Annotated in this window: 23 protein-coding genes; 17 read left to right on the forward strand and 6 right to left on the reverse strand. The window is 69.2% G+C overall.

What is annotated here, in order from left to right; all coding sequences use genetic code 11:
• Window positions 1–16: 16 nt before the first annotated feature.
• Entirely contained in the window at window positions 17–631 is a 615-nt protein-coding gene (locus KF887_07380) for an autoinducer binding domain-containing protein (GenBank protein ID QYK42910.1), read from the reverse strand.
• A 245-nt stretch (window positions 632–876) separates the two neighbouring features.
• On the opposite strand from KF887_07380, the gene sulP reads away from it, so the two are divergent.
• Entirely contained in the window at window positions 877–2,613 is a 1,737-nt protein-coding gene (gene sulP, locus KF887_07385; protein QYK42911.1) for a sulfate permease, read from the forward strand.
• A gap of 7 nt (window positions 2,614–2,620) precedes the next feature.
• On the opposite strand, the gene KF887_07390 is transcribed toward sulP, so the two are convergent.
• Window positions 2,621–2,974: a thioredoxin family protein gene (locus KF887_07390; protein ID QYK42912.1), complete on the reverse strand. Its 354-nt coding sequence runs from the start codon at window positions 2,972–2,974 to the stop codon at window positions 2,621–2,623.
• Window positions 2,975–3,056: 82 nt separating this feature from the next.
• Between KF887_07390 and KF887_07395 the strand changes: the two genes are divergently transcribed.
• From KF887_07395 to KF887_07450, 12 genes are all read left to right on the forward strand, one after another.
• Window positions 3,057–3,791, forward strand: a complete 735-nt coding sequence (locus KF887_07395) for a sulfite exporter TauE/SafE family protein (protein ID QYK42913.1) — start codon at window positions 3,057–3,059, stop codon at window positions 3,789–3,791.
• 15 nt (window positions 3,792–3,806) lie between these two features.
• On the forward strand, window positions 3,807–4,379 hold the full coding sequence (locus KF887_07400) for a thioredoxin family protein (protein QYK42914.1): 573 nt from the start codon (window positions 3,807–3,809) through the stop codon (window positions 4,377–4,379).
• Window positions 4,380–4,482: 103 nt separating this feature from the next.
• Window positions 4,483–4,956 (forward strand): sulfur oxidation c-type cytochrome SoxX, encoded by a 474-nt coding sequence (gene soxX, locus KF887_07405; protein QYK42915.1) that lies wholly within the window; start codon window positions 4,483–4,485, stop codon window positions 4,954–4,956.
• A 25-nt stretch (window positions 4,957–4,981) separates the two neighbouring features.
• Entirely contained in the window at window positions 4,982–5,401 is a 420-nt protein-coding gene (gene soxY, locus KF887_07410; protein ID QYK42916.1) for a thiosulfate oxidation carrier protein SoxY, read from the forward strand.
• 24 nt (window positions 5,402–5,425) lie between these two features.
• Window positions 5,426–5,755, forward strand: a complete 330-nt coding sequence (soxZ, locus tag KF887_07415) for a thiosulfate oxidation carrier complex protein SoxZ (protein QYK42917.1) — start codon at window positions 5,426–5,428, stop codon at window positions 5,753–5,755.
• A 32-nt stretch (window positions 5,756–5,787) separates the two neighbouring features.
• Window positions 5,788–6,654, forward strand: coding sequence for a sulfur oxidation c-type cytochrome SoxA (gene soxA, locus KF887_07420; protein QYK42918.1), 867 nt, complete (start codon window positions 5,788–5,790; stop codon window positions 6,652–6,654).
• Between the two features lie 135 nt (window positions 6,655–6,789).
• Window positions 6,790–8,481: a thiosulfohydrolase SoxB gene (gene soxB / locus KF887_07425; GenBank protein ID QYK42919.1), complete on the forward strand. Its 1,692-nt coding sequence runs from the start codon at window positions 6,790–6,792 to the stop codon at window positions 8,479–8,481.
• A gap of 32 nt (window positions 8,482–8,513) precedes the next feature.
• The gene (soxC, locus tag KF887_07430) at window positions 8,514–9,767 is read left to right on the forward strand and encodes a sulfite dehydrogenase (protein QYK42920.1); all 1,254 of its coding nucleotides are present in this window, start codon (window positions 8,514–8,516) and stop codon (window positions 9,765–9,767) included.
• Window positions 9,751–10,812: a c-type cytochrome gene (locus KF887_07435; protein ID QYK42921.1), complete on the forward strand. Its 1,062-nt coding sequence runs from the start codon at window positions 9,751–9,753 to the stop codon at window positions 10,810–10,812. Before soxC ends, KF887_07435 begins: the two co-directional genes overlap by 17 nt.
• 5 nt (window positions 10,813–10,817) lie before the next feature.
• Window positions 10,818–11,522, forward strand: coding sequence for a c-type cytochrome (locus KF887_07440; GenBank protein QYK43480.1), 705 nt, complete (start codon window positions 10,818–10,820; stop codon window positions 11,520–11,522).
• A 60-nt stretch (window positions 11,523–11,582) separates the two neighbouring features.
• Window positions 11,583–12,845 carry an FAD-dependent oxidoreductase gene (locus tag KF887_07445; protein QYK42922.1) on the forward strand — a complete coding sequence of 421 codons (1,263 nt, stop codon included), beginning with the start codon at window positions 11,583–11,585 and terminating at the stop codon, window positions 12,843–12,845.
• Between the two features lie 54 nt (window positions 12,846–12,899).
• Window positions 12,900–13,811: an MBL fold metallo-hydrolase gene (locus KF887_07450; protein QYK42923.1), complete on the forward strand. Its 912-nt coding sequence runs from the start codon at window positions 12,900–12,902 to the stop codon at window positions 13,809–13,811.
• Between the two features lie 4 nt (window positions 13,812–13,815).
• Here the strand turns inward: KF887_07450 and KF887_07455 are convergent, their stop codons facing one another.
• Window positions 13,816–15,525 carry a SulP family inorganic anion transporter gene (locus tag KF887_07455; protein QYK42924.1) on the reverse strand — a complete coding sequence of 570 codons (1,710 nt, stop codon included), beginning with the start codon at window positions 15,523–15,525 and terminating at the stop codon, window positions 13,816–13,818.
• Window positions 15,526–15,577: 52 nt separating this feature from the next.
• On the reverse strand, window positions 15,578–15,856 hold the full coding sequence (locus tag KF887_07460) for a helix-turn-helix transcriptional regulator (protein QYK42925.1): 279 nt from the start codon (window positions 15,854–15,856) through the stop codon (window positions 15,578–15,580).
• A gap of 187 nt (window positions 15,857–16,043) precedes the next feature.
• Between KF887_07460 and KF887_07465 the strand changes: the two genes are divergently transcribed.
• From KF887_07465 to KF887_07475, 3 genes are all read left to right on the forward strand, one after another.
• Complete coding sequence (locus KF887_07465) at window positions 16,044–17,648, forward strand: alpha glucosidase (protein QYK42926.1); 1,605 nt, start codon at window positions 16,044–16,046, stop codon at window positions 17,646–17,648.
• A gap of 237 nt (window positions 17,649–17,885) precedes the next feature.
• The gene (locus tag KF887_07470) at window positions 17,886–18,095 is read left to right on the forward strand and encodes a heavy-metal-associated domain-containing protein (GenBank protein QYK42927.1); all 210 of its coding nucleotides are present in this window, start codon (window positions 17,886–17,888) and stop codon (window positions 18,093–18,095) included.
• 56 nt (window positions 18,096–18,151) lie between these two features.
• Window positions 18,152–18,973, forward strand: a complete 822-nt coding sequence (locus KF887_07475; GenBank protein ID QYK42928.1) for a sugar phosphate isomerase/epimerase — start codon at window positions 18,152–18,154, stop codon at window positions 18,971–18,973.
• Here the strand turns inward: KF887_07475 and KF887_07480 are convergent.
• A complete protein-coding gene (locus tag KF887_07480) occupies window positions 18,970–20,583 on the reverse strand; it encodes a hypothetical protein (GenBank protein QYK42929.1) in 1,614 nt (537 codons plus the stop codon). The genes KF887_07475 and KF887_07480 overlap by 4 nt on opposite strands.
• Window positions 20,584–20,785: 202 nt before the next feature.
• On the opposite strand from KF887_07480, the gene KF887_07485 reads away from it, so the two are divergent.
• Window positions 20,786–21,895, forward strand: coding sequence for a phosphatase PAP2 family protein (locus tag KF887_07485; protein ID QYK42930.1), 1,110 nt, complete (start codon window positions 20,786–20,788; stop codon window positions 21,893–21,895).
• 49 nt (window positions 21,896–21,944) lie between these two features.
• On the opposite strand, the gene KF887_07490 is transcribed toward KF887_07485, so the two are convergent.
• On the reverse strand, window positions 21,945–23,960 hold the full coding sequence (locus tag KF887_07490; protein QYK42931.1) for a hypothetical protein: 2,016 nt from the start codon (window positions 23,958–23,960) through the stop codon (window positions 21,945–21,947).
• Between the last annotated feature and the right edge of the window lie 11 nt (window positions 23,961–23,971).

The following is a 23,971-nucleotide window of genomic DNA, read 5'->3' on the forward strand; positions in this document are numbered from 1 at the left end:
GGATGCCGCCGCATGATCAGAGAAGCTTGTAGTCCCTCGCGCGCTGCACCGCCTCGGCCGGTGTCTTGGCAAGCAGGAGATCGCACAGATGGTTCAGGCGTGTCCGTATCGCCGGCTCGGCCATCCCGGTGCGCGCGACCACATCCTTCATCGTCCGGCCCTCGCCGAAGATGCGCAGGATCGCACGCTGGTCTTCCTCCAGCGACTCGGGCAGCTTGGTGCGTTCATGCAGTTCGAAGACGATCTTCCGGACCGCCTCGATCTCGTCATCCGTAAACTCGCGATCGCTGCGCGAGAACGAGCAGATGGTGAGTGATTTCAACGGGCCATGGGCGATCGAGGCCCCGTAGATCAGGCCATGGCGGGCGGCCTGCTGGAATATCCGGAACGGATCGGGAAGCATGGGCGAGCTCCACCGGATGGTGCCGCCCACCGTCAGCGCCCAGGTGGTGATCGGGTCGCGCAGGACATAGCCCTTTTCGGTGTAGAGGTCGATCCATGCCTGCGGATAGGTCCGGTATGTCAGCAACGGCGAGGTGCCACGGTTCCGCAAGGCAAGAAAATACCCTGCCGTCGCGATCTCGCCAATGCGGGCCAGTTCGGTCTCGATGAATGCGAACCTGTCCATCATGCTTACCGGTTGTCAGGGGCCCCGGCGCGATACGATAGCTATCTCTTTGGAAAAGGCCAATGCCCGCGTGGCGTTTTTCGGACACTTCACCGTTTGACGCGGGCCTTGCGGGGGGCAGCGCAGCCAGTGTTCCCCGACGGACGCCCTGCGCTGATCGCGCGCAGGGCGGACATATATCACATTGCAAGATAGGAATATGTATCTATGTAGGTCGCCATCCGTTCCTCTTCGCAAAAGATCGCGCCATGCTGAAGACCCTGTTTCCGATCCTGACCTGGGGCCGCGCCTATACGCGGGACGACGCGGCGGCCGATCTGCTGGCGGCGGTGATCGTGACGATCATGCTGGTGCCGCAGAGCCTTGCCTATGCGATGCTGGCCGGGTTGCCGCCAGAGGTAGGGCTCTATGCCTCGATCCTGCCCCTGGTGGCCTATGCGCTGTTCGGCACAAGCCGGACGCTGGCGGTGGGACCGGTCGCGGTGGTGTCGCTGATGACGGCGGCTGCGGTGGCGCAGGTGACGGCGGTGCGCGATGTGGACCCGGTGACGGCGGCGATCACCCTCGCGTTCATGTCCGGGCTGATGATGGTGGCGATGTCTGCCCTGCGGCTGGGGTTCATTGCCAACTTCCTGAGCCATCCGGTGATATCGGGCTTCATCACCGCCTCGGGTCTGTTGATCGCCGCCAGTCAGGTGAAGCATGTCCTGGGCGTGCCCGCCGGGGGCGACACCCTGGTCGACCTGGTGCCCGGGATCGCGGGGAACATCGGCCAGACCAATCCGTTCACGGCGGGGGTCGGCGGGGCTGCGCTGGTCTTCCTGTTCTGGGTGCGCAGACGCCTCAAGCCGCTGCTCATCCGCGCGGGGTTGCGGCCCCGGCTTGCCGATGGCCTGGCGAAGGCGGGACCGGCGGTTGCGGTGGTGGTGTCGATCCTGGCCGTCGTGCTTCTTGCGCTGGATGCGCGGGGGGTTCGGGTGGTGGGCTCGATCCCGGCGGGCCTGCCGCCCCTGACGCTGCCCGCACTCGATGCCGGGCTGTGGCGTCACCTTGCGCTGCCTGCATTTCTGATCTCGCTCGTCGGCTTTGTCGAATCGGTCTCGGTCGCACAGACCCTGGCTGCACGACGGCGCGAGCGGATCGATGCGAATCGCGAACTGACCGCGCTAGGCGCGGCGAACCTCGCCGGAGCGGTGACCGGCGGCTATCCGGTGACCGGCGGCTTCGCGCGGTCGGTCGTGAACTTCGACGCGGGTGCGCGCACGCCGCTTGCCGGGGCCTATACGGCCGTGGGCATTCTGATTGCGACGCTCACCCTGACCCCGGCGTTCCGCTATCTGCCGCAGGCGGTGCTGGCCGCCACGATCATCGTCGCGGTGCTGTCGCTGGTTGACCTGGGCGCGCTGCGCCGCACGTGGCGCTATTCGCGGGCCGATTTCGCGGCGATGGCGGTGACGATGGCGCTGGTCCTGACGGTGGGCGTCGAGGCGGGAATCTCGGCCGGTGTGGCGCTGTCGATCCTGCTGTTTCTTTGGCGCACCAGCCGGCCCCATACCGCGGTTGTCGGCCGGGTGCCCGGAACCGAGCATTTCCGCAACATCAAGCGCCACGCCGTCGAAACCGATCCGGCGATCCTGACGATCCGGGTGGACGAAAGCCTGTACTTTGCCAACGCCCGCTTTCTGGAGGATATGATCTATGACGCCGCCGCCGCGCGGCCCGAGGTGCGCCATGTCGTGCTGATGTGTCCCGCGGTCAACCTGATCGATGCCAGTGCACTGGAAAGCCTCGAGGCGATTGCACACCGGTTGCAGAGCGCGGGCATCGGGTTCCATCTGTCCGAGGTCAAGGGACCGGTGATGGATACGCTGCGGCGCTCCGACTTCTTCAGTCACTTCAAGGGCCAGGTCTTTCTGACGCAGCACCGGGCGATGCAGGCGCTCGGCTCTGCGGCGGCCCCCGATCCGGCCCGGGCGGCGGAATGAACGGGCGTCAGGGCGCGGGTCGCGCCAGAACCTCGCCCAGCAGGAACCAGAAGAACTGGTCGCCAGGGTAGCCCTCGATCCGCCCGACCTCGCGCCCGTCCTCGATCAGCACGAAGGTGGGCGTCAGGATGGCGGGCCGGTCGAGCGTGACGCCGTCGGGCAGCGGTTCCGACACCTGGAGGCGCTGCAGCGGCGCCGCGCGCCCCTCGTCGGTGTTGGGGTAGGCCGGGGCGATCTCGGCGTGCCAGCGTTCGCACCAGCTGCATCCCGGGCGCTCGAACATCAGCAGTTCGCGCGTCTGGGCATGGGCGGGCAGCGCCAGCAGCGCGCAGGCAAGGATGAGGGACGCGAGGTGTGTCATCTGTACATGCGTGTCTTTTAAGATTTGAATATGACCTGAGGATATGATCAGACTGCCGTCGGGACAAGTCCGGGGAGGGGGCATGGACGCGAGTTTCGGCGGAGCGGCACTTGCGGGGTTGCTGTCGTTCTTTTCTCCCTGCGTGCTGCCGATGGTGCCGTTCTATCTGTGCTATCTGGCCGGAATATCCATGCAGGAACTGCGCGGTGCGCGTGAGATGCCGCCCGATGCGCGGCGGCGCCTGGTGATCCAGTCGGCCATCTTCGCCCTGGGCGTCACCACGATCTTCGTCATGCTGGGGATGGGCGCCACGGCGCTTGGGCGCGGATTCGCGCAGTGGCGCGAACCGCTGTCCTGGGTCGCCGCAGGCATCCTGATCGTGTTCGGCCTGCATTTCCTCGGCGTGCTCCGCCTGCCGTTCCTGATGCGCGAGATGCGCAGCGAAAGCACCATGCCCCCCAGCACGCTGGCGGGCGCCTATGCCATGGGGCTTGCCTTCGGCTTCGGCTGGACCCCGTGCGTGGGGCCTGCGCTGGCGGCGATCCTGATGGTGGCGACGGCGATGCAGGAGTTGTGGCGCGGTGGCCTGCTGCTGCTTGTCTACGGCCTGGCGATGACGCTGCCCTTCGTCATCGTCGCGGTGTTCGCCGGGCCCTTCCTGCGCTGGGTGTCCCGGCATCGCGGGGCGCTCGCGCATGTGGAAAAGGTGATGGGCGTCATGCTGATCGCGTTCGGCCTGCTGATCGCGACGGGCAGCGTGAACCTGATCGCCGATTTCATGATCCGCAACTTCGACTGGTCGGCCACATTGATCTAGGAAAGGAAGTCCGAGATGAAGCATGTCCTGTTCGCGGCACTGGCCGCGCTGATCCTGCCGCTGTCCGGCGCGCTGGCCGCACCGCTGGGCGATGACGGCCTGCACAAGCCCGAGTGGCTGCGCGAGACGTTCCGAGACATGTCGGACGATCTGGCCGAGGCGAACGCCGAGGGCAAGCGCCTGCTGATCATCTGGGAGCAGCGCGGTTGCATCTACTGCACCAGGATGCACGAAGAGGTATTTGTCGATCCGACCATCGAGCAACTGATCCGGGACCACTACTTCGTGGTGCAGATGAACCTGTTCGGCGATGTCGAGGTGACCGATTTCGACGGAACGGCGCGGTCGGAAAAGGCGATGGCCATGCGCTGGGGCGTGATGTTCACACCGACGCTGATGTTCATGCCCGAGGAGGTCGCCGAGGGCCGGACGGCGGCCGAGGCGGCAGTGGCCGCGATGCCGGGCGCCTTCGGCAAGGGCACCACTGGCGCGCTGCTGACCTGGGTGCGCGACCGAGGCTATGATTCGGGCGAGAACTTCCAGGCCTATCTGGCCCGGGCGATGGCCTCGGGTGCCGTATCGCCTTGATCGGGAAGGGGCCATTCCATTATTCAAGAATCAATATATTTCTGTTGCGTGAAATGTAATCGTCGCGCTAGTGTGAATGCAGGGAAAGACAAGGGAGGAACGGATGGCTCGTTTTGCCATCGCGCTCGCGGCAGCGGGGGCGGTACTGGGTAGCTTTGCGCAGGCCGAGGTTGTCCCGGCCGATGTCAGCTATGTTGATGGCGCGGTTGAGGAATCTCTGACCGGCGTTGCGGGCGACCCGGCAGCGGGTGCCAAGGCGATGACGACGGCGGCCCTCGGCAACTGCGTGGCCTGCCACGTGGTCGAGGCGATGCCCGAGGTGCAGTTCCCCGGCAACATCGCGCCGCCGCTGGACGGCGTCGCCGACCGCTATTCGGAGGCGCAGCTGCGCGGTCTGATCGCCAATGCCAAGATGACCTTCGACGGCACGTTCATGCCTGCCTTCTACAAGGGCAGGGGCTTCGTGCGCCCCGGCGATGGCTATACCGGCAAGGCCGGGGCCGAGCCGCTGCCGCCGATCCTCAGCGCGCAGCAGGTCGAGGATGTCGTGGCCTATCTCATGACGCTCAAGGAATGACCGGAAAGGACGAAAGGAAAACACGATGGCTTTGACAAGACGCGAGACCCTTCTGGTCGGTCTTGGTGGCTTCGCGGCGGCCATGCTGCCCGCCACTGCCTGGTCGGCAACCATGGAAGAGGCCGTGGCGGCCTTTGCGAACGGTGCGGCGGTGGGAACCGGCGGCATCACGCTGACCGCCCCCGAGATCGCCGAGAACGGCAACACGGTCCCGGTTTCGGTCGATGCGCCCGGCGCCACCGCGATCATGCTGCTTGCGGCGGGCAACCCCACCCCCGCGGTGGCGACCTTCACATTCGGACCGGCGGCCGGGCGCCAGATGGCGGCAACCCGCATCCGCCTGGCCAAGACCCAGGATGTCGTGGCGCTGGCGCGCATGGCCGACGGCTCGGTCGTGCAGGCGGCGGCGACCGTCAAGGTCACCATCGGCGGCTGCGGCGGCTGACATCAGGACGCGAGGAGAACACAGATGGCAAATGACGCAAAACCCCGCGTGAAGGTTCCCAAGTCGGCCAAGGCCGGCGAGGTCATCACGATCAAGAGCCTGATCAGCCACACCATGGAATCCGGTCAGCGGAAGGGCTCTGACGGCAACCTGATCCCCCGCTCGATCATCAACCGCTTCACCTGCGACCTGAACGGGGTGAACGTGATCGACGTGGCGATCGACCCGGCCGTTTCGACGAACCCCTATTTCGAGTTCGACGCGAGGGTCGACGCCGCGGGCGATTTCACCTTCACCTGGTACGATGACGACGGCTCGGTCTACACCGACGTCAAGCCCATCGAAATCGCCTGACGCTTCGCAGATCATCGTTGGGAGGATACATCATGCAGAAGCGTATGGCCGCAGTCCTGGCCGCCACTGCCCTTGGCCTTGCCCTCGCGGGCATGGCCGCAGCCGATCCGGTCGAGGATGTGCTGGAGATCGAGACCGATGACGGAACGCTGACGCTGGTCACCACCACGTCGGCGCCCGACCACCTGCAGGACGTGATGGACACCATCTATTCCGGCTGGCACTTCCGCGAGGACGAAACCCGGTCCCTGCAGAAGGACGACTTTGACAACCCGGGCATGGTGTTCGTCGATCGCGGCCTCGATCGCTGGAACACCGCCGAGGGCACGGCGGGCAAGGCCTGCGCCTCGTGCCACGAAGGCCCCGAAAGCATGAAGGGCCTGCGCGCGGTGCTGCCGCGGGTCGACGCGGCCACGGGCGGGTTGATGATCATGGAGGACTACATCAACAAGTGCCGGACCGAGCGCATGGGCGCCGAGGCCTGGGGCATGACCTCGTCGCAGATGAAGGACACGATGGCGCTGATCTCGATGCAGTCGCGCGGCGAGATCGTGAATGTCGCCATCGACGGCGCCGCTGCCCCGTTCTGGGAAAAGGGCAAGGAAATCTACTACACCCGTTTCGGGCAGCTGGAGATGTCCTGCGCGAACTGCCATGAGGACAATTACGGCCTGATGATCCGCGCCGACCATCTGAGCCAGGGCCAGGTGAACGGCTTCCCGGTCTACCGGCTCAAGGACGCGGGCATCCTGTCGGCGCAGCAGCGCTTCGTCGGCTGTGTCCGCGACACCCGCGCCGAAACCTTCAAGGCCGGTTCGGACGAGTTCAAGGCGCTCGAACTCTACGTTGCCTCGCGGGGCAACGGACTTTCGGTCGAGGGCGTTTCGGTCAGGCACTGATACCCAACCGCGGCCCCCGCCCGCGCGGGGGCCGTGCCGTCGGCCCCGGCCGGCCAAGGACATGACACACCGGTTCACCGCCCCTGACGCGCCCGCGCGAACGGAGGCGGCCAGCCGACGACCACGGAGACTTGCATGATCAGCCGGCGCGAATTCCTCCAGGCCTCGGTGGCCGCATCCGCCATCGTCGGGGCATCGGGTCTCGGACGCTGGTCGCGTCTGGCGGCGCAGCAGGCGCTGACGCAGGAGCAGCTTCTGGCGTTCCAGGATTTCGGCAACGTCACGCTCGTCCATGTCACCGACATCCACGCGCAGCTGAAGCCGATCTGGTTCCGCGAACCGGAATGGAACCTTGGCATCGGAGACGCCCGGGGCAAGCCTCCGCATATCGTGGGGCAGGGATTTCTCGACATGTTCGGGCTGAAGCCGGGCACGCCCGAGGCCTATGCCCTGACGCATGAGGATTTCGCGGCGCTCGGCCGCGCCTATGGCCGCATGGGCGGCATGGACCGCGTGGCCACCGTGGTCAAGGCGATCCGCGCCGCCCGGCCCGAGGCGCTGATCCTCGACGGCGGCGACACCTGGCACGGCTCGATGACCAGCCTCGCGACACGCGGGCAGGACATGGTCAACGTGATGAACCAGCTTGGCGTCGAGGCGATGACCTCGCACTGGGAATGGACCTTCGGCACCGAGCGCGTGCTGGAGATTGTCGAGGGCCTGCCCTTCCCCTTCCTCGGCCAGAACATCTTTGACCAGGAATGGAACGAACCCGCCTTCGAGCCCTACACCTTCTTCGAACGCGGCGGCGCCAGGATCGCGGTGATCGGCCAGGCCTTCCCCTACATGCCCATCGCCAACCCGGGCTGGATGTTCCCCGAATACAGCTTCGGCATCCGCGACGAGCGGATGCAGGAGATGGTCGACGAGGTGCGCGCCGAGGGTGCCGACCTCGTGGTGGTCCTGTCGCACAACGGCTTTGACGTCGACCGCAAGATGGCGGGCCGGGTGCGCGGCATCGACGTGATCCTGACGGGACATACCCATGACGCCCTTCCCGAACCGGTCCTCGTGGGCGAGACGATCCTGATCGCCAGCGGCAGCCACGGAAAATTCGTCAGCCGCGTCGATCTGGATGTGCAGGGCGGCCGGATGGTGGGCTTCCGGCACAGGCTGATCCCGGTGTTCTCGGACGTGATCGCGCCCGATCCCGACATGGCCGCGCTGATCGACACCGAACGCGCGCCCTTCCAGCCGCAACTGGACGAGGTGCTGGGCAAGACCGAAAGCCTGCTCTACCGCCGCGGCAACTTCAACGGCACCTGGGACGACCTGATCTGCCAGGCCATCCTGTCCGAGCGCGACGCCGAGATCGCGCTGTCGCCGGGCGTCCGCTGGGGGGCCTCGCTGCTGCCCGGCGACGACATCCGGCGCGAGGACATCCACAGCGTCACCACCATGTCCTATGGTGCCTGCTACCGCACCCAGATGACCGGCGAGACGCTCAAGGTCATCATGGAGGATGTGGCCGACAACATCTTCAACCCCGATCCCTACTACCAGCAGGGCGGCGACATGGTGCGCGTGGGCGGCATGGGATACCACATCGACGTCTCGCAGCCGATCGGCAGCCGCGTCACCGGCATGACCCTGCTGCGCACCGGCGAGGCCATCGACCCCGCCCGCAGCTACACCGTCGCGGGCTGGGCCAGCGTGAACCAGGGCACGGAAGGCCCGCAGATCTGGGACGTGGTCGAGGCGCATGTGCGCAAGATCGGCACCGTCCGGCTTGAACCCAACACATCCGTTGTCGTGACCGGCGCATGACCGCCCGTCATCCGAAGACCCCAGGAGGCAACATGACCGACGAGACAACCCGCCGCGGTTTCCTCAGGGCAGGGCTGGCGGGCGGCGCGGCGCTGGCCGCGGCCGGCACCGCCGCGGCCGCCCCAGATCCGCTGATCACCGAGATCCAGCCCTGGGCCTCGGAATTCGGTGATCCGGTGGATGCCGCGCCCTATGGCCTGCCCTCGCGCCACGAGGCGCATGTGGTGCGCCGCAATGTCGAATGGCTGACCGAAAGCCCGGTCTCGTCGATCAACTTCACGCCCATCCACGCGCTCGAGGGCACGATCACGCCGCAGGGCTGCGCCTTCGAACGCCACCATTCCGGCGCGATCGACCTGTCCAAGGGCGACTACCGGCTGATGATCAACGGGCTCGTGGAAACGCCGCTGGTGTTCACCTTCGAGGATCTGATGCGCTTTCCCCGCGCCATCACCACAGCCTTCTGCGAATGCGCGGCCAATGGCGGCATGGAATGGGGCGGTGCCCAGCTGGAAGGCTGCCAGTTCACCCAGGGCATGATTCACAACATGGAATACACCGGCGTCATGCTGCGCGACCTTCTCGCCGAGGCGGGCGTGCAGCCGGAAGGCAAGTGGATCTATGTCGAGGGCGCCGACGCCTCGTCCAACGGCCGCTCGATCCCGCTGGAAAAGGCGCTCGACGACGTGATGGTGGCCTTCTTCGCCAATGGCGAGGCGCTGCGCAAGGAACATGGCTATCCCGTGCGGCTGGTCGTGCCCGGCTGGGAAGGCAACATGTGGATCAAGTGGCTGCGCCGGATCGGGGTCTACGACCAGGCGGTCGAAAGCCGCGAGGAAACCTCGAAATACACCGACCTGATGAAGGACGGACGGGCCCGCAAGTGGACCTGGGTGATGGATGCGAAGTCGGTCATCACCTCGCCCTCGCCGCAGGCGCCGATCCGGCATGGCGCCGGGCCGCTTGTGATCACAGGACTGGCCTGGTCGGGCCGCGGCCGCATCGCCCGGGTCGATGTGTCGCTCGATGGCGGCGTGAACTGGCAGACCGCGCGGATCAGCGGCGATGCCAAGTCCAAGGCGCTGACCCGGTTCCATCTCGATCACGTCTGGGATGGGTCGGACATGCTGATCATGTCCCGCGCGATCGACGAGACCGGCTATGTCCAGCCGACCAAGGACCAGCTGCGCGCCATCCGGGGCGTCAACAACGTCTATCACAACAACGCCATCCAGACGTGGTGGATCAAGAGCGACGGGGAGGTGGAGAATGTCGAGGTTGCGTGAACTTGTCATCGGAACGGCGCTTGTCTCCGTCATCGCCATGCCTGCCGCGGCGGGGAAGCTGGGGCTCGGCCGCGCCGCCCTGCCCGAGGAGATCGCCGCCTGGGACGTGGCCGTCCTGCCCGATGGCACCGGCCTGCGCCCGGGGTCGGGCAGCGTCGAGCAGGGCGAAGAGGTCTTTGCCGAGGCCTGCGCCTCCTGCCACGGCGAATTTGCCGAAGGCATCGACAGCTGGCCGGTGCTGGCCGGCGGCATCGGCACCCTGACCGATCCGCGCCCGGTCAAGACGGTCGGGTCCTACTGGCCGTACCTGTCCACGGTCTACGACTATGTCCACCGCTCGATGCCCTTCGGCGGGGCGCAGACCATCGGCGTCGACGATACCTACGCGATCACCGCCTACATCCTCTACTCCAACGGTCTGGTCGAGGATGACTTCGTGCTGTCGGATGCGAACTTCCGCGAGGTCGTGCTGCCCAACGCCGACGGTTTCTACCCCGATGACCGCGACACAACCGAGGTGCCGCTGTTCTCGGGCGAACCCTGCATGTCGGCCTGCGGCCCGGCGCCGCAGGTGACAAGGAAGGCCAGCGATCTGGGCGTCACCCCGACCGACCCCGATGGCAGACCCGCGGGCACGCTGCCCCTCCTGCTCGCGCAGGCCGATGCGCCTGCCGCGGCGGCGCCTGCGGCGGCCGAGGCGGCCCCGGCAGCCTCCGCCCCCGATCCGGCGCTGATCGAGGCGGGCGAGAAGGCGTTCAAGAAATGCTCGGCCTGCCACAAGGTCGGCGACGGCGCCAGGAACGGCACCGGTCCGCATCTGAACGGCATCGTCGGCAAGGCCGCGGGCAGCGTGGACAAGTTCAAGTATTCCAAGCCCCTGGCCGACATGGCGGCGGCGGGCCTGGTCTGGGACGCGGCCGCGCTCGATGCCTTCCTGGCCAATCCCAAGGGCTTCATGAAGGGCACGCGGATGTCCTTCGCGGGGCTCAAGTCGGCTGATGAACGCGCCGCCGTCATCGCCTATCTCGCGACCTTCGCGGAATGATGGCGATGGTCGCGACGCGGCTCGCCCCGATCCTCGCCGCGCTGCTGCTGCTTCCCGATCCCGGCCGTTCCGAAGGCTTTGGCGATGTTCTTCGCGGTGGCGATGTTTTTGAACGGGCGTGCGGTGCGTGCCATGAGATCGGGTCCGGGGCGTCGAACCGTGTGGGTCCGCATCTGAACGATCTTTTCGGGCGCCGGGCGGGGAGCGTGGCGTTTCGCTATTCGGCGTCGCTGTCGCGGATGGGGGCGGATGGCCTGGTCTGGACGCTGGAGACGCTGGACGCCTATGTGGAGAACCCGCGGACGCTGGTGTCGGGCACGCGGATGAGCTACCGGGGGCTGAAGGACGCGGGGCGCCGGGCGGACCTGATGGCCTATCTGCGCAGCGCCACGGCCTCGCCGGCCGACATTCCGGAATCGGCGCCGACGGCGCGGCCGACGATGCCGAACCTGCCGCCGGCGGTCCTGGCGATCGTGGGGGATGCGGATTACGGGGAATACCTGTCGTCGGAATGCACGACCTGCCACCTGCGCGACGGCGGCGATGCGGGGATTCCGGCGATCACCGGCTGGCCTGAGGAGGATTTCGTGGTGGCGATGCATGCCTACCGGCAGAAGCTGCGGCCGCATCCGGTGATGCAGATGATGGCGGGTCGGCTGTCGGACGAGGAGATCGCGGCGCTGGCCGCCTATTTCGCGAAGCTCGAGTGAGGAACCCGGCCCGGCTGCGTGTCGCGCATCCGGCCCATGTCGCAACGGGAGGAGACCGACATGAGACTGAACCGCCGTCTGTTTATGGGTACGACGCTGTCGGCCGGCGCGGCGCTGGCCGCGCCGGCGGTGCTGGGCCAGGGCAAGCCCCGGGTCGTGGTGATCGGCGGGGGCGCGGGGGGTGCGACCGCGGCGCGCTATCTGGCCGCCGACAGCGCCGGGGCGATCGAGGTGACGCTGGTCGAGGCGAACCCGGTCTACACGACCTGCTTCTTCTCGAACCTCTATCTCGGGGGGTTCCATGCCTTCGAGGACCTGCAGCACGGCTATGAGCGTCTGGCGGCGGGGGGCGTGACGGTGGTCAACGACCTGGCGACCGGGGTGGACCGCGACGCGCGGACGGTGACGCTGGCGGGGGGCCAGGTGCTGCCCTGGGACCGGCTGGTGCTGTCGCCGGGGATCGACTTTGCCGAGGGCGCGGTGCCGGGCTGGAGCACGGCGGATGCCGAGGTGATGCCGCATGCCTACAAGGCCGGGCCGCAGACGCAGCTGCTGAAGGCGCAGGTCGAGGCGATGCCGCAGGGCGGGGTCTTCGCGATGGTGGCGCCGCCCAACCCCTACCGCTGCCCGCCGGGCCCCTACGAGCGGATCAGCATGGTGGCGCATGTGCTGAAGGGGCGGAACCCGACGGCCAAGATCATGGTGCTGGACCCGAAGGAGAACTTCTCGAAGAAGGCGCTGTTCGAGGAGGGCTGGGGGCGGCACTACCCGGGCATGGTGGAATGGATCGGCCCGGACTTCGGCGGCGGCAAGGTCGAGGTGCGTCCGGCCACGATGGAGGTCGTGGTGGATGGCGAGGTGACGAAGGTGGACTGCTGCAACGTGATCCCCGGGCAGCGCGCCGGGGCGATCGCGGCGGCGGCGGGGGTGACGGCGGACAGCGGCTGGGCGCCGGTGGAACCCGACAGCATGCGGTCGAAGGCGGACGGCAATGTCTGGGTGCTGGGCGATGCCTCGGCGCAGGGCGACATGCCGAAGTCGGGCTTCTCGGCCAACAGCCAGGCCAAGGTGGCGGCGATGGCGATCCGGGGCGAGCTGACCGGCAGCCGGGTGTTCCCGGCGCGCTACACCAACACCTGCTGGTCGCTGATCGCGCCCGAGGACGGGGTGAAGGTGGGCGCGGCCTACGAACCCACCCCGGAAAAGATCGCCAGCGTCTCGAGCTTCATCAGCCAGACCGGCGAGGACGCCGCCCTGCGCCGCGCCACCTACGAGGAAAGCCTCGGCTGGTACGCAGGCATCACCGCCGACATGTTCGGCTGATCCGCCACCCCCCCCCGGCCCCCGCGGCCGGGGGGGGGCGCAAGGAGTACGGCAATGATCACGCGACGGCTTTTCTGCGCCGCAGGCGGCGCGGCGATGGCCATGGCGGCCGGGCCGGGCCGGGTCTGGGCGCAGGCATCGCTCGACCTCGGCGACTACCGGCTCGACACGCTGGGCGACGGCAACCTGGTGCTGCCGCCCGATTTCCTGTTCGGCACCATGCCGCAGGACGAACTGGCGACGATCCTTGCCCGCCACGGCATGACCGCCGACAGCGCGACCCCGCCCTGCAACGTGACGCTGCTGCGCGACGGCAGCCGCACGATCCTGTTCGACACCGGCGCGGGCCCCGATTTCCAGCCCTCGGCCGGCAAGCTGCCGGAGGCGCTCCAGGCCATCGGCCTGGCGCCCGGGGACGTGACGCATGTGATCTTTACCCATGGCCATCCCGACCATCTCTGGGGGCTGCTGGACGAATTCGACGAACCGGTCTTTGCCAATGCCGAGCACATGATCGGCGGCAGCGAACTCGACTACTGGACCGACCCCGCCACCGTCGCCCGGATCGGCGAGGCGCGCGCCAGCTTTGCCGTCGGTGCCGCGCGGCGGCTCGGCGCGATCGCGGGCGGGCTGCGCCGCCTGTCGGACGGCGAGACGGTGCTGCCCGGCATCGTCGCCCGCCTGACGCCCGGCCACACGCCCGGCCACCTGGCCTTCGAGGTCGGGCAGGGCGGTGCGGCGGCCATGGTGGCGGGCGATGCGCTTGGCAACCATCACGTCGCCTTCGAACGGCCCGACTGGCTGTCGGGGGCCGATCAGGACGCGGCGATGGCGGCCGCGACGCGACGGCGTCTGCTGTCGCATGTCGCGGGCGCCGGGATGTGGGTGGTCGGCTTCCACTTTCCCGGCCAGGGCATCGGCCGGGCGGAACCGCAGGGCGACGCCTACGCCTTCCGCCCCGCCTGACCGCTCAGCCGGCGGCGCGGTAGTCGGCCAGCGCCGCCTCGATCCCGGTGGCAAAGACCACCTCGGGCGGGCGCACGCCATGGGTCAGCAGCGCCCTCCGGATGTCCGGCGCCGCCTCGACGATGTAAAGCCGGATGCCCCGCCGGTGCGCCTTGCGCGCCAGTCCCTCGACCACGTTCGCCCCGGTGGAATCGAGGAACGGCACCGCCGCAAAATCGAGGATCAGCGCGCGATGCGTGTCGGCGATGCGGTCCAGCACCGATCCGATCGAGGCCGCCGCGCCAAAGAAGAATGCCCCCCGGATGTGATAGATCACCACCTCGGGGTTTGCCGCGCGCGCCTCGTCATAGGGCTTGCCCTCGTCGGCGCGGTCGGTGGCGACAAAGGGGATCTCGGTCGTCACCGCGGCCGCCTGGCTCATCCGGTGGATGAACAGCACCGCCCCCAGCAGGAAGCCCACCACGATGGCCTCGGTCAGGTCGCGGAAGATGGTCAGCCCGAAGGTCGCCCCCAGCACCGTCGCATCGCCCCAGCCCGACCGCACCAGCACCGCCACCGCCGGTTTCTCGATCATGTTCCAGGCCACCACCGCCAGCACCCCCGCCAGCGCCGCCAGCGGGATGAAGGACAGAAGCGGCGCCGCCAGCAGCATGAACCCCAGCAGGAACACCGCATGCAGCATCCCCGACACCGGCCCGTGCGCCCCGGCGCGCACATTGGTCGCCGTGCGCGCGATGGTGCCGGTCACGCAGAACCCGCCCATCAGCGCCGATCCCACATTGGCCACCCCCTGCGCCACCAGTTCGCAGTTCGACCGGTGCCGCCGCCCCGTCATCCCGTCGGCCACCACCGCCGACAGCAGCGATTCAATGGCACCCAGCAGGGTGAAGGACACCGCCGCCGGAAAGACCTCGGCCACCCGCGCCCAGCTCAGCTCGGGCAGGTGCGGCGCGGGCAGGGCAGAGGGGATGCCGCCGAACCGCGTGCCGATGGTCTCGACCGGCAGGTTCAGCATCCAGGTGGCCACCGCCGCCACCGCCACCGCGATCAGCATCCCCGGCCAGTGCGGCCGCCAGGACTTGAGCCCCAGGATCATCCCCACCGTCGCCGCCGCCAGCACCACCGCCGCCGGCGTCCAGGTCGGCAGCGCCGCCCAGAGCGCGGGCAGCTTCTCCAGCAGCGGGCCCGGCTCGGCGGTCAGGGCAAGGCCCATCAGCTCCTTGATCTGGCTGGCAAAGATGATGACGGCAATGCCCGCGGTGAAGCCCACGGTCACCGGGAAGGGGATGAACTTGATGTAGGTGCCCAGCCGCAGCGCCCCCACCCCCATCAGCATCAGCCCCGACAGGAAGGTGGCCAGGATCAGGCCGTCCACCCCGTGCAGCGCCACCGTGGCGGACACCAGCACGATGAAGGCCCCGGCGGGCCCGCCGATCTGGAACCGTGATCCCCCCAGCATCGACACCAGGAACCCGCCGACGATCGCCGTCACCAGCCCCTGCGCCGGGGTCACGCCCGAGGCGATGGCGATCGCCATCGACAGCGGCAGCGCCACGATCGCCACGGTCAGCCCGGCCAGCGCGTCGGCCCGCAGATGCGCCGCGCCGTAGCCCTCGCGCAGCACCGTCAGCAGCTTAGGGGTGTAAAGGTCGATGGTCGCGAAATCGTCGACATGGGCGGGGCGGGGGGCAGGGCGGGGCGCTTGGCTGGTCATCACGGTCTCGGCGGCAATCTCGGGGGCAGGGTGGCGGGCTCCGGCGGCCGGGTCATTCCGGCGGCGGCCGTCCGCCGCCGTTGCCAGGGCGGCGCAGCCGCACCCCGCGCCCGCCGCCATCCGATGCCGCGCCCTCTGCGATCAGGTCCACCCCCATCGCCTCCAGCGCCGCGATCACCTTCACCAGGCTGTCCACCACGCCCCGCACCTGCCCGTCGCTCGCCTCCATCCGCTGGATCGTCGGCAACGACAGGCCGGCGCGTTCGGCCAGCGTCTTCTGGTCGATGCCAAGCAAGGCGCGCGCGGCGCGCAACTGGGCAGAGGTGATCACGCGCCTGGGTCTCCGTCGCAGGGTCCGGCATGGGGCTGGTGCCCCATGATCACCATTCCGGACATTTGAAGTGATGTCCAGCGCATCATCCCGGCACGCTGCGCCATCTGCCGCGGGCGGCATTCCCGGGCTTGCGGGCGCCGGGCGGCACCGTAATCTGGCCCGGCAAACGGGGCAGGAGACGGCGATGGACGACTGGTGGCGTGGTGCCGTGACCTATCAGGTCTATCCCCGGTCCTTCCAGGACAGCAACGGCGACGGGGTGGGCGACCTGCCGGGCATCACCGCGCGCCTGTCCCATGTGGCCGATCTCGGCGCCGATGCGATCTGGCTGTCACCGGTGTTCCGCTCGCCGATGGCCGACATGGGCTATGACGTGTCGGACTACCGCGACATCGACCCGGTGTTCGGCACGCTCGCCGACTTCGACGCCATGGTCGCCCGGGCGCATGCCCTGGGGCTGAAAGTGGTGATCGACCAGGTGCTGTCGCATTCCTCCGACCGCCACCCCTTCTTCGCCGCCAGCCGAGCCAGCCGCGACAATCCGCGGGCAGACTGGTATGTCTGGGCCGACCCCCGGCACGATGGCGGCCCGCCCTCGAACTGGCTGTCGGTGTTCGGCGGCCCGGCCTGGACATGGGATGCCCGCCGCCGCCAGTACTACCTGCACAACTTCCTGTCCTGTCAGCCGGATTTCAACTTTCACAACCCCGACGTGCAGGACTGGCACCTCGACAACATCCGCTTCTGGCTCGACCGTGGCGTCGACGGCCTGCGCCTCGATACGGTCAACTACTTCTTCCATGACCGGCTTCTGCGCGACAACCCGGCCGACCCGCGCGACAAGCCCGCGCCGGAATCGAACCCCTATGGCATGCAGTATCACCTGTTCGACAAGAACCGCCCCGAAAACCTGGCCTGGCTGGCACGCATCCGCGCGCTGCTCGATGGCTATGGCGCCCGGATGGCGGTGGGCGAGGTGGGCGAAAGCCATCATGCCATCGCGATGATGGGCGAATACACGGCGCCCGGCCGCCTGCACCAGTGCTACTCGTTCGAGATGATGGGCCCCGAATTCACCGCCGCCGCCTTCCGCGCGCGGATCGAGGCGTTCTTTGCCGGTGCCCCGCAAGGCTGGCCGATGTGGGCCTTCTCGAACCATGACGTGCCGCGCCATGTCACCCGCTGGGCCGCCCATGGCGCCACGCCCGAAACCCTGGCGAAACTCTCGGCGGCGCTGCTGCTGTCGTTTCCCGGCTCGGTCTGCCTCTGGCAGGGCGAGGAACTGGGCCAGACCGACACCGCGCTGACCTTCGAGGAACTGACCGACCCGCAGGGCATCGCCTTCTGGCCCGCGCCGGTTGGGCGCGACAACACGCGCACCCCGATGGTCTGGGATGGCGGCGCGCAGGGCGGATTCACCACCGGCACGCCCTGGCTGCCCGTCAAGCCGCCGCAACTTGCCCGCCATGTCGCGGGGCAGGCGGCCGATCCGGACTCGCCGCTGGCCTTCTACCGCGCCTTGCTGGCCTTCCGCCGCGCAACCCCCGGCCTCGGTGGTGCGGCCTTCCGGTTCCACGATACCGCCGAACCCGTGCTGGCCCTGACGCGCGGGCAAGGCACCGATGCCATCCTCTGCGTCTTCAACCTGTCGCCCGAACCACAGCACGTGGCGCTTGCTGCACCGGCCGTGCCGGTGGGCCCGTGCCTGTCCGCCCGCGCCCACGGCAACGCCCTGCACCTCGGGCCGAACGGATTCGCCTTCCTGCCGGGGGCGCGGCCGCTGGTCTGACCCCCCGCGCGGCCCGATTGCGCGCGTTGCGTTAACCGTGGCCGCCCCGCGCGGCCTGTCGGGACGGATGCCATACGCGGAACGGACGCGGGCGGGACGGGAAACCGACGCGGAAAATCCAGCCCTTTCAGCCGTTAACCCCCGATTCGCCGCACCCTGCCGCCGCCGTTGCGCCCGGCGCGGGGATTGACGTTTTCCGCCGCCGGTGCCCATCTGGCGACGACGACAGGAGCACCCATGATCACGCTGGAAATCCCCGACATGTCCTGCGGCCACTGCAAGGCCGCCGTCGAACGCGCCCTGACCGGCGCCGATCCCGGCGCGGCGGTCGCGGTCGACCTGCCCGCCCGCCGCGCCACCGTGGCCGGCGCCGCCGCCCCGGCCCTGCTGGTCGCCGCGCTCGACGCCGCGGGCTTCCCGGCCCGGGTCGCCGCAGACGGGGCTTGATCCCGGCCCCCGCTCCGCGCCAACTGGCGGCATCAGGGGACCGGGGGAGGAAACCGATGGCCAGACCGCTGCCCGTGCTGGGTGCCGCACTGACGCTCGACATGCTGGCGAGACATCGTGATTGGGTCCTGTCGGCCCCAAGAGATCTGGAAATTCAAAGCTTTGCCTCAGCCCGCGCGCTGTCGGGCGACATGCGGCCCCTGATCGACCGGGCACGCGGCCTGCTTGACGGGCACAGCGGCAGGCTGGGCCTGCATGGTCCCTTCCTGGGCTTTGCCATCGACGCCTACGACCCCGACGTGGCCGAGGTGGTGCGCCGCCGCATGCTGGCCTGCCTTGACGCCTGCGCGGCGCTCGGCGCTGACCAGATGGTGATCCACTCGCCCGTCACGATCTGGGACCACTCCAACCACCTGGCCGAACCGGCCGAGGAGCCGATCCAGATCGAGCGTGTCCGCTGGCTCATGGCGCCGGTGATCGCCCGGGCCGAGGCCGAGGGCGTCACCCTGGTCATCGAGAATGTCGAGGATATCGACCCCGCCGCCCGCTGCCGGCTGGCCGACGCGCTGAACAGCCCGGCGGTCGCCGTATCGCTCGACACCGGCCACGCCCACTACGCCCACCGCCTGGCCGGTGCACCCCCGGTCGACGTCTTCATCCACGCCGCCGGCAAGCGCCTCCAGCACGTCCACCTGCAGGACACCGACGGCTATGCCGACCGGCATTGGCACCCGGGCGAAGGCGATCTGAACTGGCGGTCGGTCTTTGCCGCGCTCGGCTCGCTGCGCCAGATGCCGCGCCTGATCCTTGAGGTGAACGATCAGCGGGGCCTCCTGCGGGGGGCGGAACACCTGGCGGCCATGGGGCTGGCGATCTAGCGCAGCTTCCTGATTTCCTTCAGCAATCCGGTATTGCGCAGGGTCCGCACGGGATATTCCGGGTCTTCCAGCATGCGGTCGATGGAAAATCCCGGCTCCAGCCGTTCCAGGGCTTCCTTCATCGAGTTCGCGCGCATCAGGTCGCCGCGCTGCGCATAGAGCGACATCAGATAGCGATAGGCCGGCCGCAGCGAGGGCGCGCCGAAGGTCGCGGCCTCGGCCGACCGGATCGCCTCGTCGATGCGGCCGGTCGCCACGCAGACCGTCGCGTGATGCGCCTCCCACCAGTGGCGGAACGCCGACCGTTCCGCATAGGCGCGCCCCAGCAGCGAGGTGCGATAGGCCGCCTCTCCGTCCCCCGCCAGCATCCGCGCCACCGCCATCGCCTGCAGGGCATAGGGGTTGCGGGGGTTTTCCTCGACCGCCGCCTTCGCCGCCTCGCCCGCCGCCTGCGCGTCGCCGAACAGCATCGCCCGGGTCTGGGCGATCAGCGCCTGCAACGTCGCATTGCCGGTGTCGCGTTCCCCTGCCTGCCGGGTCAGCGACTCGGCCAGGTCATGCAGTTCGGGCCGCAGCGCCTGCGGCAGTTCGATCGCCTTGACCATCTGCAGAAGCCCGCGCCAGGCCAGGTGGACAGGGTTTTCCTCGACCTCCCAGGCCGCCTGCATCAGCTTGTCGGCCTCGCGCAACTGCGCCTCGTCAAAGCTGAACATGCGGTGCAGCGCCAGTTGCGTCAGCGCCGCCGACTTGGTTGCCGCACGCCCGAGGCCCAGCATGTGCGGCACCTTGCCCACGGTGCGCTCTGCCGCCTCATAGGCCACGCGGATCAGGTCGGCCCCGCCGACCAGCGACGAGGCGGTGCCGACAAACCTGCAATCCTTCTGGAACAGCACCCGCCCGGTCGGGAGGTGCAGCACCTTGATCAGCGCCAGGCAGATGCCGTTGTCCTCGACCACGCTGCAGGACACGTCGATGTCGCAGGGCGGCGATGCCGTGCCCGCGACGGGGGCGACGATGGCCGCCGTCACATTGTCCGAAATGTCGGTCGCGATGCGGGCCGCGATGATCTCGGCCACGAGGGACGAGGCCGAGCCGGGCAGCGCGGAGGCGCCGCAGCGGATCACGATCGGCTGCTGCGACGTGCCCGGCCCCCCGGCATCGGCGGCGCGTGTGGCGGGCGTCGCGCCGTTGCGCTGCCGCATGCCTTCCAGCCAGCGCAGGAAACCGGTGTCGCGCACGGTGATCCCGTCCAGGAACTCCCCCGGCCCGTCGCGCAGCACGGTCACGGTGCCGGGTTCCAGGCGCACCCATTCGCGGTCGGCCTGCACCACGCCGTGCCAGTCGCCGAAGGCGCGGCGCAGATCGACAAGTGCCTGGCGCAGGCTGCCCGCCGCCTGCTGCGCGCCCCGGTCCGACCACAGATGTTCCTCGATCCAGCGGCGACCGCGCCGCTGGTCATCCGCCGTTGCCAGCAGCGCCAGCAGCGCCCGCGCCTTGTGCGGCTTCGGCGTCAGATCGACGCCCCCGGGGCCCGTTGCCGAAAACGGGCCGTTCAGGCGAAGTTCAACAACCGGCGCAGGGCGCGCGGGGGGGCTGTCGTCGGGCGGCATAGACGTTCCCGGATCCTGGCGGTGACGCCACGTTAACACCGTGCCGCGCCGTCTGGTAGGCTTTTGATGTGCCGTCAAAACCGCGCCAATTCGGCGGAGCCTGCGTCGCGGCGTTGGACCGCGCGAAAGGCCCGTCCTACTGTGGCGCCATGCGCGACAGGTCCGCTGCGGCCCGCGCCGGAAGCATGATCGGAGAGCGACGATGGCCTATTCGGGAACGCAAGGCACCCAGGGGACGCAGGGCACCCAGGGAACGCAGGGGACGCAGGGCACACAAGGTACGCAAGGGACGCAAGGCACCCAGGGAACCCAGGGCACGCAAAGCGCGGGCGGCGCCGGAGGGCCCTATCTGGGGGCGGCGCTGGCCAGCACACGGGACGGGATCGCGCGGCACTGGACGGGCCAGAGCGCGCTGATTCCGACGGTCAGCCTGCCCGGTCACTGGGACGCGTTCCGCAAGATGCAGGATGCGCCGCAGGTCGCGGTGATCGACTATGAACTGTCGCAGGTCGCCGCGCTTGACCTCGGGGGTCCGCTGTCGGCGCAGGTGGTGTCGCCCTTGACGGGCGGGGCTGCGGTGGTGTCGCTGACCCGGCCCGGCGTGACCGCCGCGCTTCTTGATGCCCAGCTGGCCCTGATTCGCAGCTATGCCGACCTGCGACTGGACCGGATGGCCGAAATCCAGGTGCAGTCGAACGACCTTGTCAGCTTCTTCGGTGCGCAGGCCTATCTTGACCGGGTCGCGACGCGCCGGTCGCTCGATCTGATTTGGGCGCTGCTGCGGCTGGTCGGGCGGCTGGAGATGCGTGTGAAGATGCATTTCGACTTTCCCCGCCCGATCGCGATCAGCCCCGATGTGCAGCCGATCATCCAGACGCCGGGCCACGGGTCCTGGCCCTCGGGGCATGCGACCGAGGCCTTCGCGGTGGCCACGCTGTTCTCGGCATTGCAGGCCCCAGGCACGATCGACCCGGCGACCGAGATCGCGAACCGCAGCCTGCCGATGCGGCTGGCCGCCCGGATCGCCGAGAACCGCACGGTGGCGGGCGTGCATTACCCCACCGACAGCATGGCCGGGGCGATGCTGGGTCTGGGAATCGGGGAACTGCTGGTGAACTGGCTGTCGGGGCGCCCCGATACGCCGGTCTATGCGTTCGATGCCACCGACTGGGCCGGTGATTTCGATCTGGCCACGCTGCAATCGCTGCTGCCTGCCGTGCCGAGCCGCGTTGCCCTTGATCCGGCCAAGCCGCCGCCGCCGGTGCTGGCAAGCCTGTGGAACATCGCGCGCGACGAATGGCCCCGCGCCTGACGTGACGGGGCGCGGGCGGGCCGCCGGGCCTGCCCGCCCGGACCGACGGCTAGAGACGCCGGTCGCGCGGATCGGTCAGCACGCCGGCGCCCAGGCGGTTTGCCAGCGCAGGCGCGGCGGGCTGGCCCCAGGCCGCCACAAGCGCACCGATCTCGGCCGCGCCGGGTGTCGATGGCCCCGCCGCAAGATGCAGCGCCAGGGCCCGCGTGACCCGGGCCGCCGCCGCCGAACTGCCGTCGAGCGCCCGGCCGGACCCGCTGAACGTGCCCGAGCCGACAAGCCCCGGCGCCAGCGGTGACCGGTCGCCCAGGGCGGCAAGGTCCGGCCCGGACCGTGCGGTGAAATCGGCGCCCTCGGCCGCGTATCGGGACGGCGCCCGCGTATCGTCGCGCGCCGCGCCCACGGTGATGACGGCGGCCGACGGTGCGGTGGCAAAGCTGGAATGGGTGCCCGCGCGGGTGATCGGGCAACCGGGTTCCGGTGCGCCGTAGTCATGTGTCTCGGTGTCCCAGCCCTCGGCCCCCGGATGGTCAAGATAGCTCTGCCGTCCGTTCAGCCGATAGCCCATCGGCGTGTCGTCGCGCTGCACCTCGATCCGCAGCGCGACGGGGTTGCCGCCGGTCGCCGAAAGGTCCAGCCGCCAGCCGCCGTGCGGGGCGCGCGGGCGGGTGCCGTGTTCGGATGTCGGCGCCATGGCCAGCAGAAGATGTGCGGGCGTGGTGACGCCCGGCGCGGTCCGCCGCGCCCCGATGTGATAGAGCCGCCCGACGGCCTGCCCCGCGCCATCGGCCACCTCGGCGTAGGTATCGGCGGCCAGCGGCGCGATCACCTGGGCCGCCTGCGCCCCGGGTGGCGTCAGGCCAAGCGTCAGCCGCGACAGGCTCTTGGGCCGGTCGGGGCGTATCTCCAGATAGCTTGCGGTGTGATCGTCGGGCGGCAGCCGCCAGTCCAGCGATGCGGGCGCGTCCGCCGCCACCGAAAGGCGGGCAGCCTGTCGCGTCAGCCGCGCGTTTCCGAACGCCAGCACCACCCGGGCCTCGCGCCCGGTCCGTGCCCGCCAGCGGTCCACCGCCCGTGCAATCAGCGCCTCGACGGCCTTGGTCCCGTCCTTCGGTCCGGCAAAGGTGGCGTAGGAGATGTTGATGATGACGGGCGCCGTGGCGTCGACGGCCTCGGCCTGCCTCAGGCACCAGCGGACCGCCTGCACGAGCAGCGGCTCAAGCCAGGTGCCCGCGGTATCGTCCACCGCCTCGGGCGGCAGCTGTACCGCCAGCAGCGCCCAGTCGCGCGCGGGGTCGGCGGTGTCGTCGGGCAGCGCGCCTGCGGCCAGGTCGAGCACATGGGTGCCGTGGCTGGTGCCGCGTTCCGACAGGCGGGGCGCCCCGGGGCGCAACAGTTGCGTGTTCAGCCGACGATAGGTCGCGGCCTCTTCCAGCCGGGTGCCCTGCGACAGAAGCGCATCGATGGCGGGCCGCCGCAGCACGCGCCCGGCCGCGAGCGTGCCGCCCGGTCCGGGTACCGCGCGCAGCGACTGCAGCCAGACGGCATGGAACCGGGTTCGCAGAGGCAGGCCCGATTCCATGGCGGGGTCGCTGCGGCAGAACCGGGCGTTCAGGAACCCGATCCCGTCGTCGATCACGGCGACGATCGCCGAGACCGGTGCAGCCGCCGGTGCCGACTGCCGCGCCACAGGGGCGGCCTGCGATTCGGCCGGGTCCGGGTCATCGGGCGAAAGTTCCACCATGGCGCCATCTGCGACAACCTCGGCAAAGGCGGGGGCGCCGGCGCCCTCATCCTGCCAGTAGATCAGCACGGTTTCGTCCGGGTCTTCGGGCAGGTCGCCGGTGGTGGCATCGACCCGGATGGTTCCCGCCGCGAGCGCCCGCAGCGCCGCGTCGCGGTCCAAGAGACGCACGAGCGCGGTGTTCAGACGCGTCGGCCCCTTTCGGGCGATGGCTCGCGAACCGGGCAGACCGGAGGCGCGGTCCAGCACGGCGGCCCAATCGGCATAGCCCGACCGGTGCGGCGGCAGGGTGGCGGGGGCGGGCGTGTCGTCGGGCGTCATGGGGCACCTGA

The organism is Paracoccaceae bacterium, assembly GCA_019454225.1.
Lineage (GTDB): Bacteria > Pseudomonadota > Alphaproteobacteria > Rhodobacterales > Rhodobacteraceae.

Coding starts and splice junctions, on each gene's coding strand:
- KF887_07400 (QYK42914.1), top strand. CDS start 3,807: ATGAAGCATGTCCTGTTCGCGGCACTGGCCGCGCTGATCCTGCCGCTG.
- soxZ (QYK42917.1), top strand. CDS start 5,426: ATGGCAAATGACGCAAAACCCCGCGTGAAGGTTCCCAAGTCGGCCAAG.
- soxB (QYK42919.1), top strand. CDS start 6,790: ATGATCAGCCGGCGCGAATTCCTCCAGGCCTCGGTGGCCGCATCCGCC.
- sulP (QYK42911.1), top strand. CDS start 877: ATGCTGAAGACCCTGTTTCCGATCCTGACCTGGGGCCGCGCCTATACG.
- KF887_07390 (QYK42912.1), bottom strand. CDS start 2,974: ATGACACACCTCGCGTCCCTCATCCTTGCCTGCGCGCTGCTGGCGCTG.
- KF887_07435 (QYK42921.1), top strand. CDS start 9,751: ATGTCGAGGTTGCGTGAACTTGTCATCGGAACGGCGCTTGTCTCCGTC.
- KF887_07450 (QYK42923.1), top strand. CDS start 12,900: ATGATCACGCGACGGCTTTTCTGCGCCGCAGGCGGCGCGGCGATGGCC.
- KF887_07455 (QYK42924.1), bottom strand. CDS start 15,525: ATGACCAGCCAAGCGCCCCGCCCTGCCCCCCGCCCCGCCCATGTCGAC.
- soxC (QYK42920.1), top strand. CDS start 8,514: ATGACCGACGAGACAACCCGCCGCGGTTTCCTCAGGGCAGGGCTGGCG.
- KF887_07480 (QYK42929.1), bottom strand. CDS start 20,583: ATGCCGCCCGACGACAGCCCCCCCGCGCGCCCTGCGCCGGTTGTTGAA.
- KF887_07490 (QYK42931.1), bottom strand. CDS start 23,960: ATGACGCCCGACGACACGCCCGCCCCCGCCACCCTGCCGCCGCACCGG.
- soxX (QYK42915.1), top strand. CDS start 4,483: ATGGCTCGTTTTGCCATCGCGCTCGCGGCAGCGGGGGCGGTACTGGGT.
- soxY (QYK42916.1), top strand. CDS start 4,982: ATGGCTTTGACAAGACGCGAGACCCTTCTGGTCGGTCTTGGTGGCTTC.
- KF887_07395 (QYK42913.1), top strand. CDS start 3,057: ATGGACGCGAGTTTCGGCGGAGCGGCACTTGCGGGGTTGCTGTCGTTC.
- KF887_07440 (QYK43480.1), top strand. CDS start 10,818: ATGGTCGCGACGCGGCTCGCCCCGATCCTCGCCGCGCTGCTGCTGCTT.
- KF887_07465 (QYK42926.1), top strand. CDS start 16,044: ATGGACGACTGGTGGCGTGGTGCCGTGACCTATCAGGTCTATCCCCGG.
- KF887_07380 (QYK42910.1), bottom strand. CDS start 631: ATGATGGACAGGTTCGCATTCATCGAGACCGAACTGGCCCGCATTGGC.
- KF887_07470 (QYK42927.1), top strand. CDS start 17,886: ATGATCACGCTGGAAATCCCCGACATGTCCTGCGGCCACTGCAAGGCC.
- KF887_07485 (QYK42930.1), top strand. CDS start 20,786: ATGGCCTATTCGGGAACGCAAGGCACCCAGGGGACGCAGGGCACCCAG.
- soxA (QYK42918.1), top strand. CDS start 5,788: ATGCAGAAGCGTATGGCCGCAGTCCTGGCCGCCACTGCCCTTGGCCTT.
- KF887_07445 (QYK42922.1), top strand. CDS start 11,583: ATGAGACTGAACCGCCGTCTGTTTATGGGTACGACGCTGTCGGCCGGC.
- KF887_07475 (QYK42928.1), top strand. CDS start 18,152: ATGGCCAGACCGCTGCCCGTGCTGGGTGCCGCACTGACGCTCGACATG.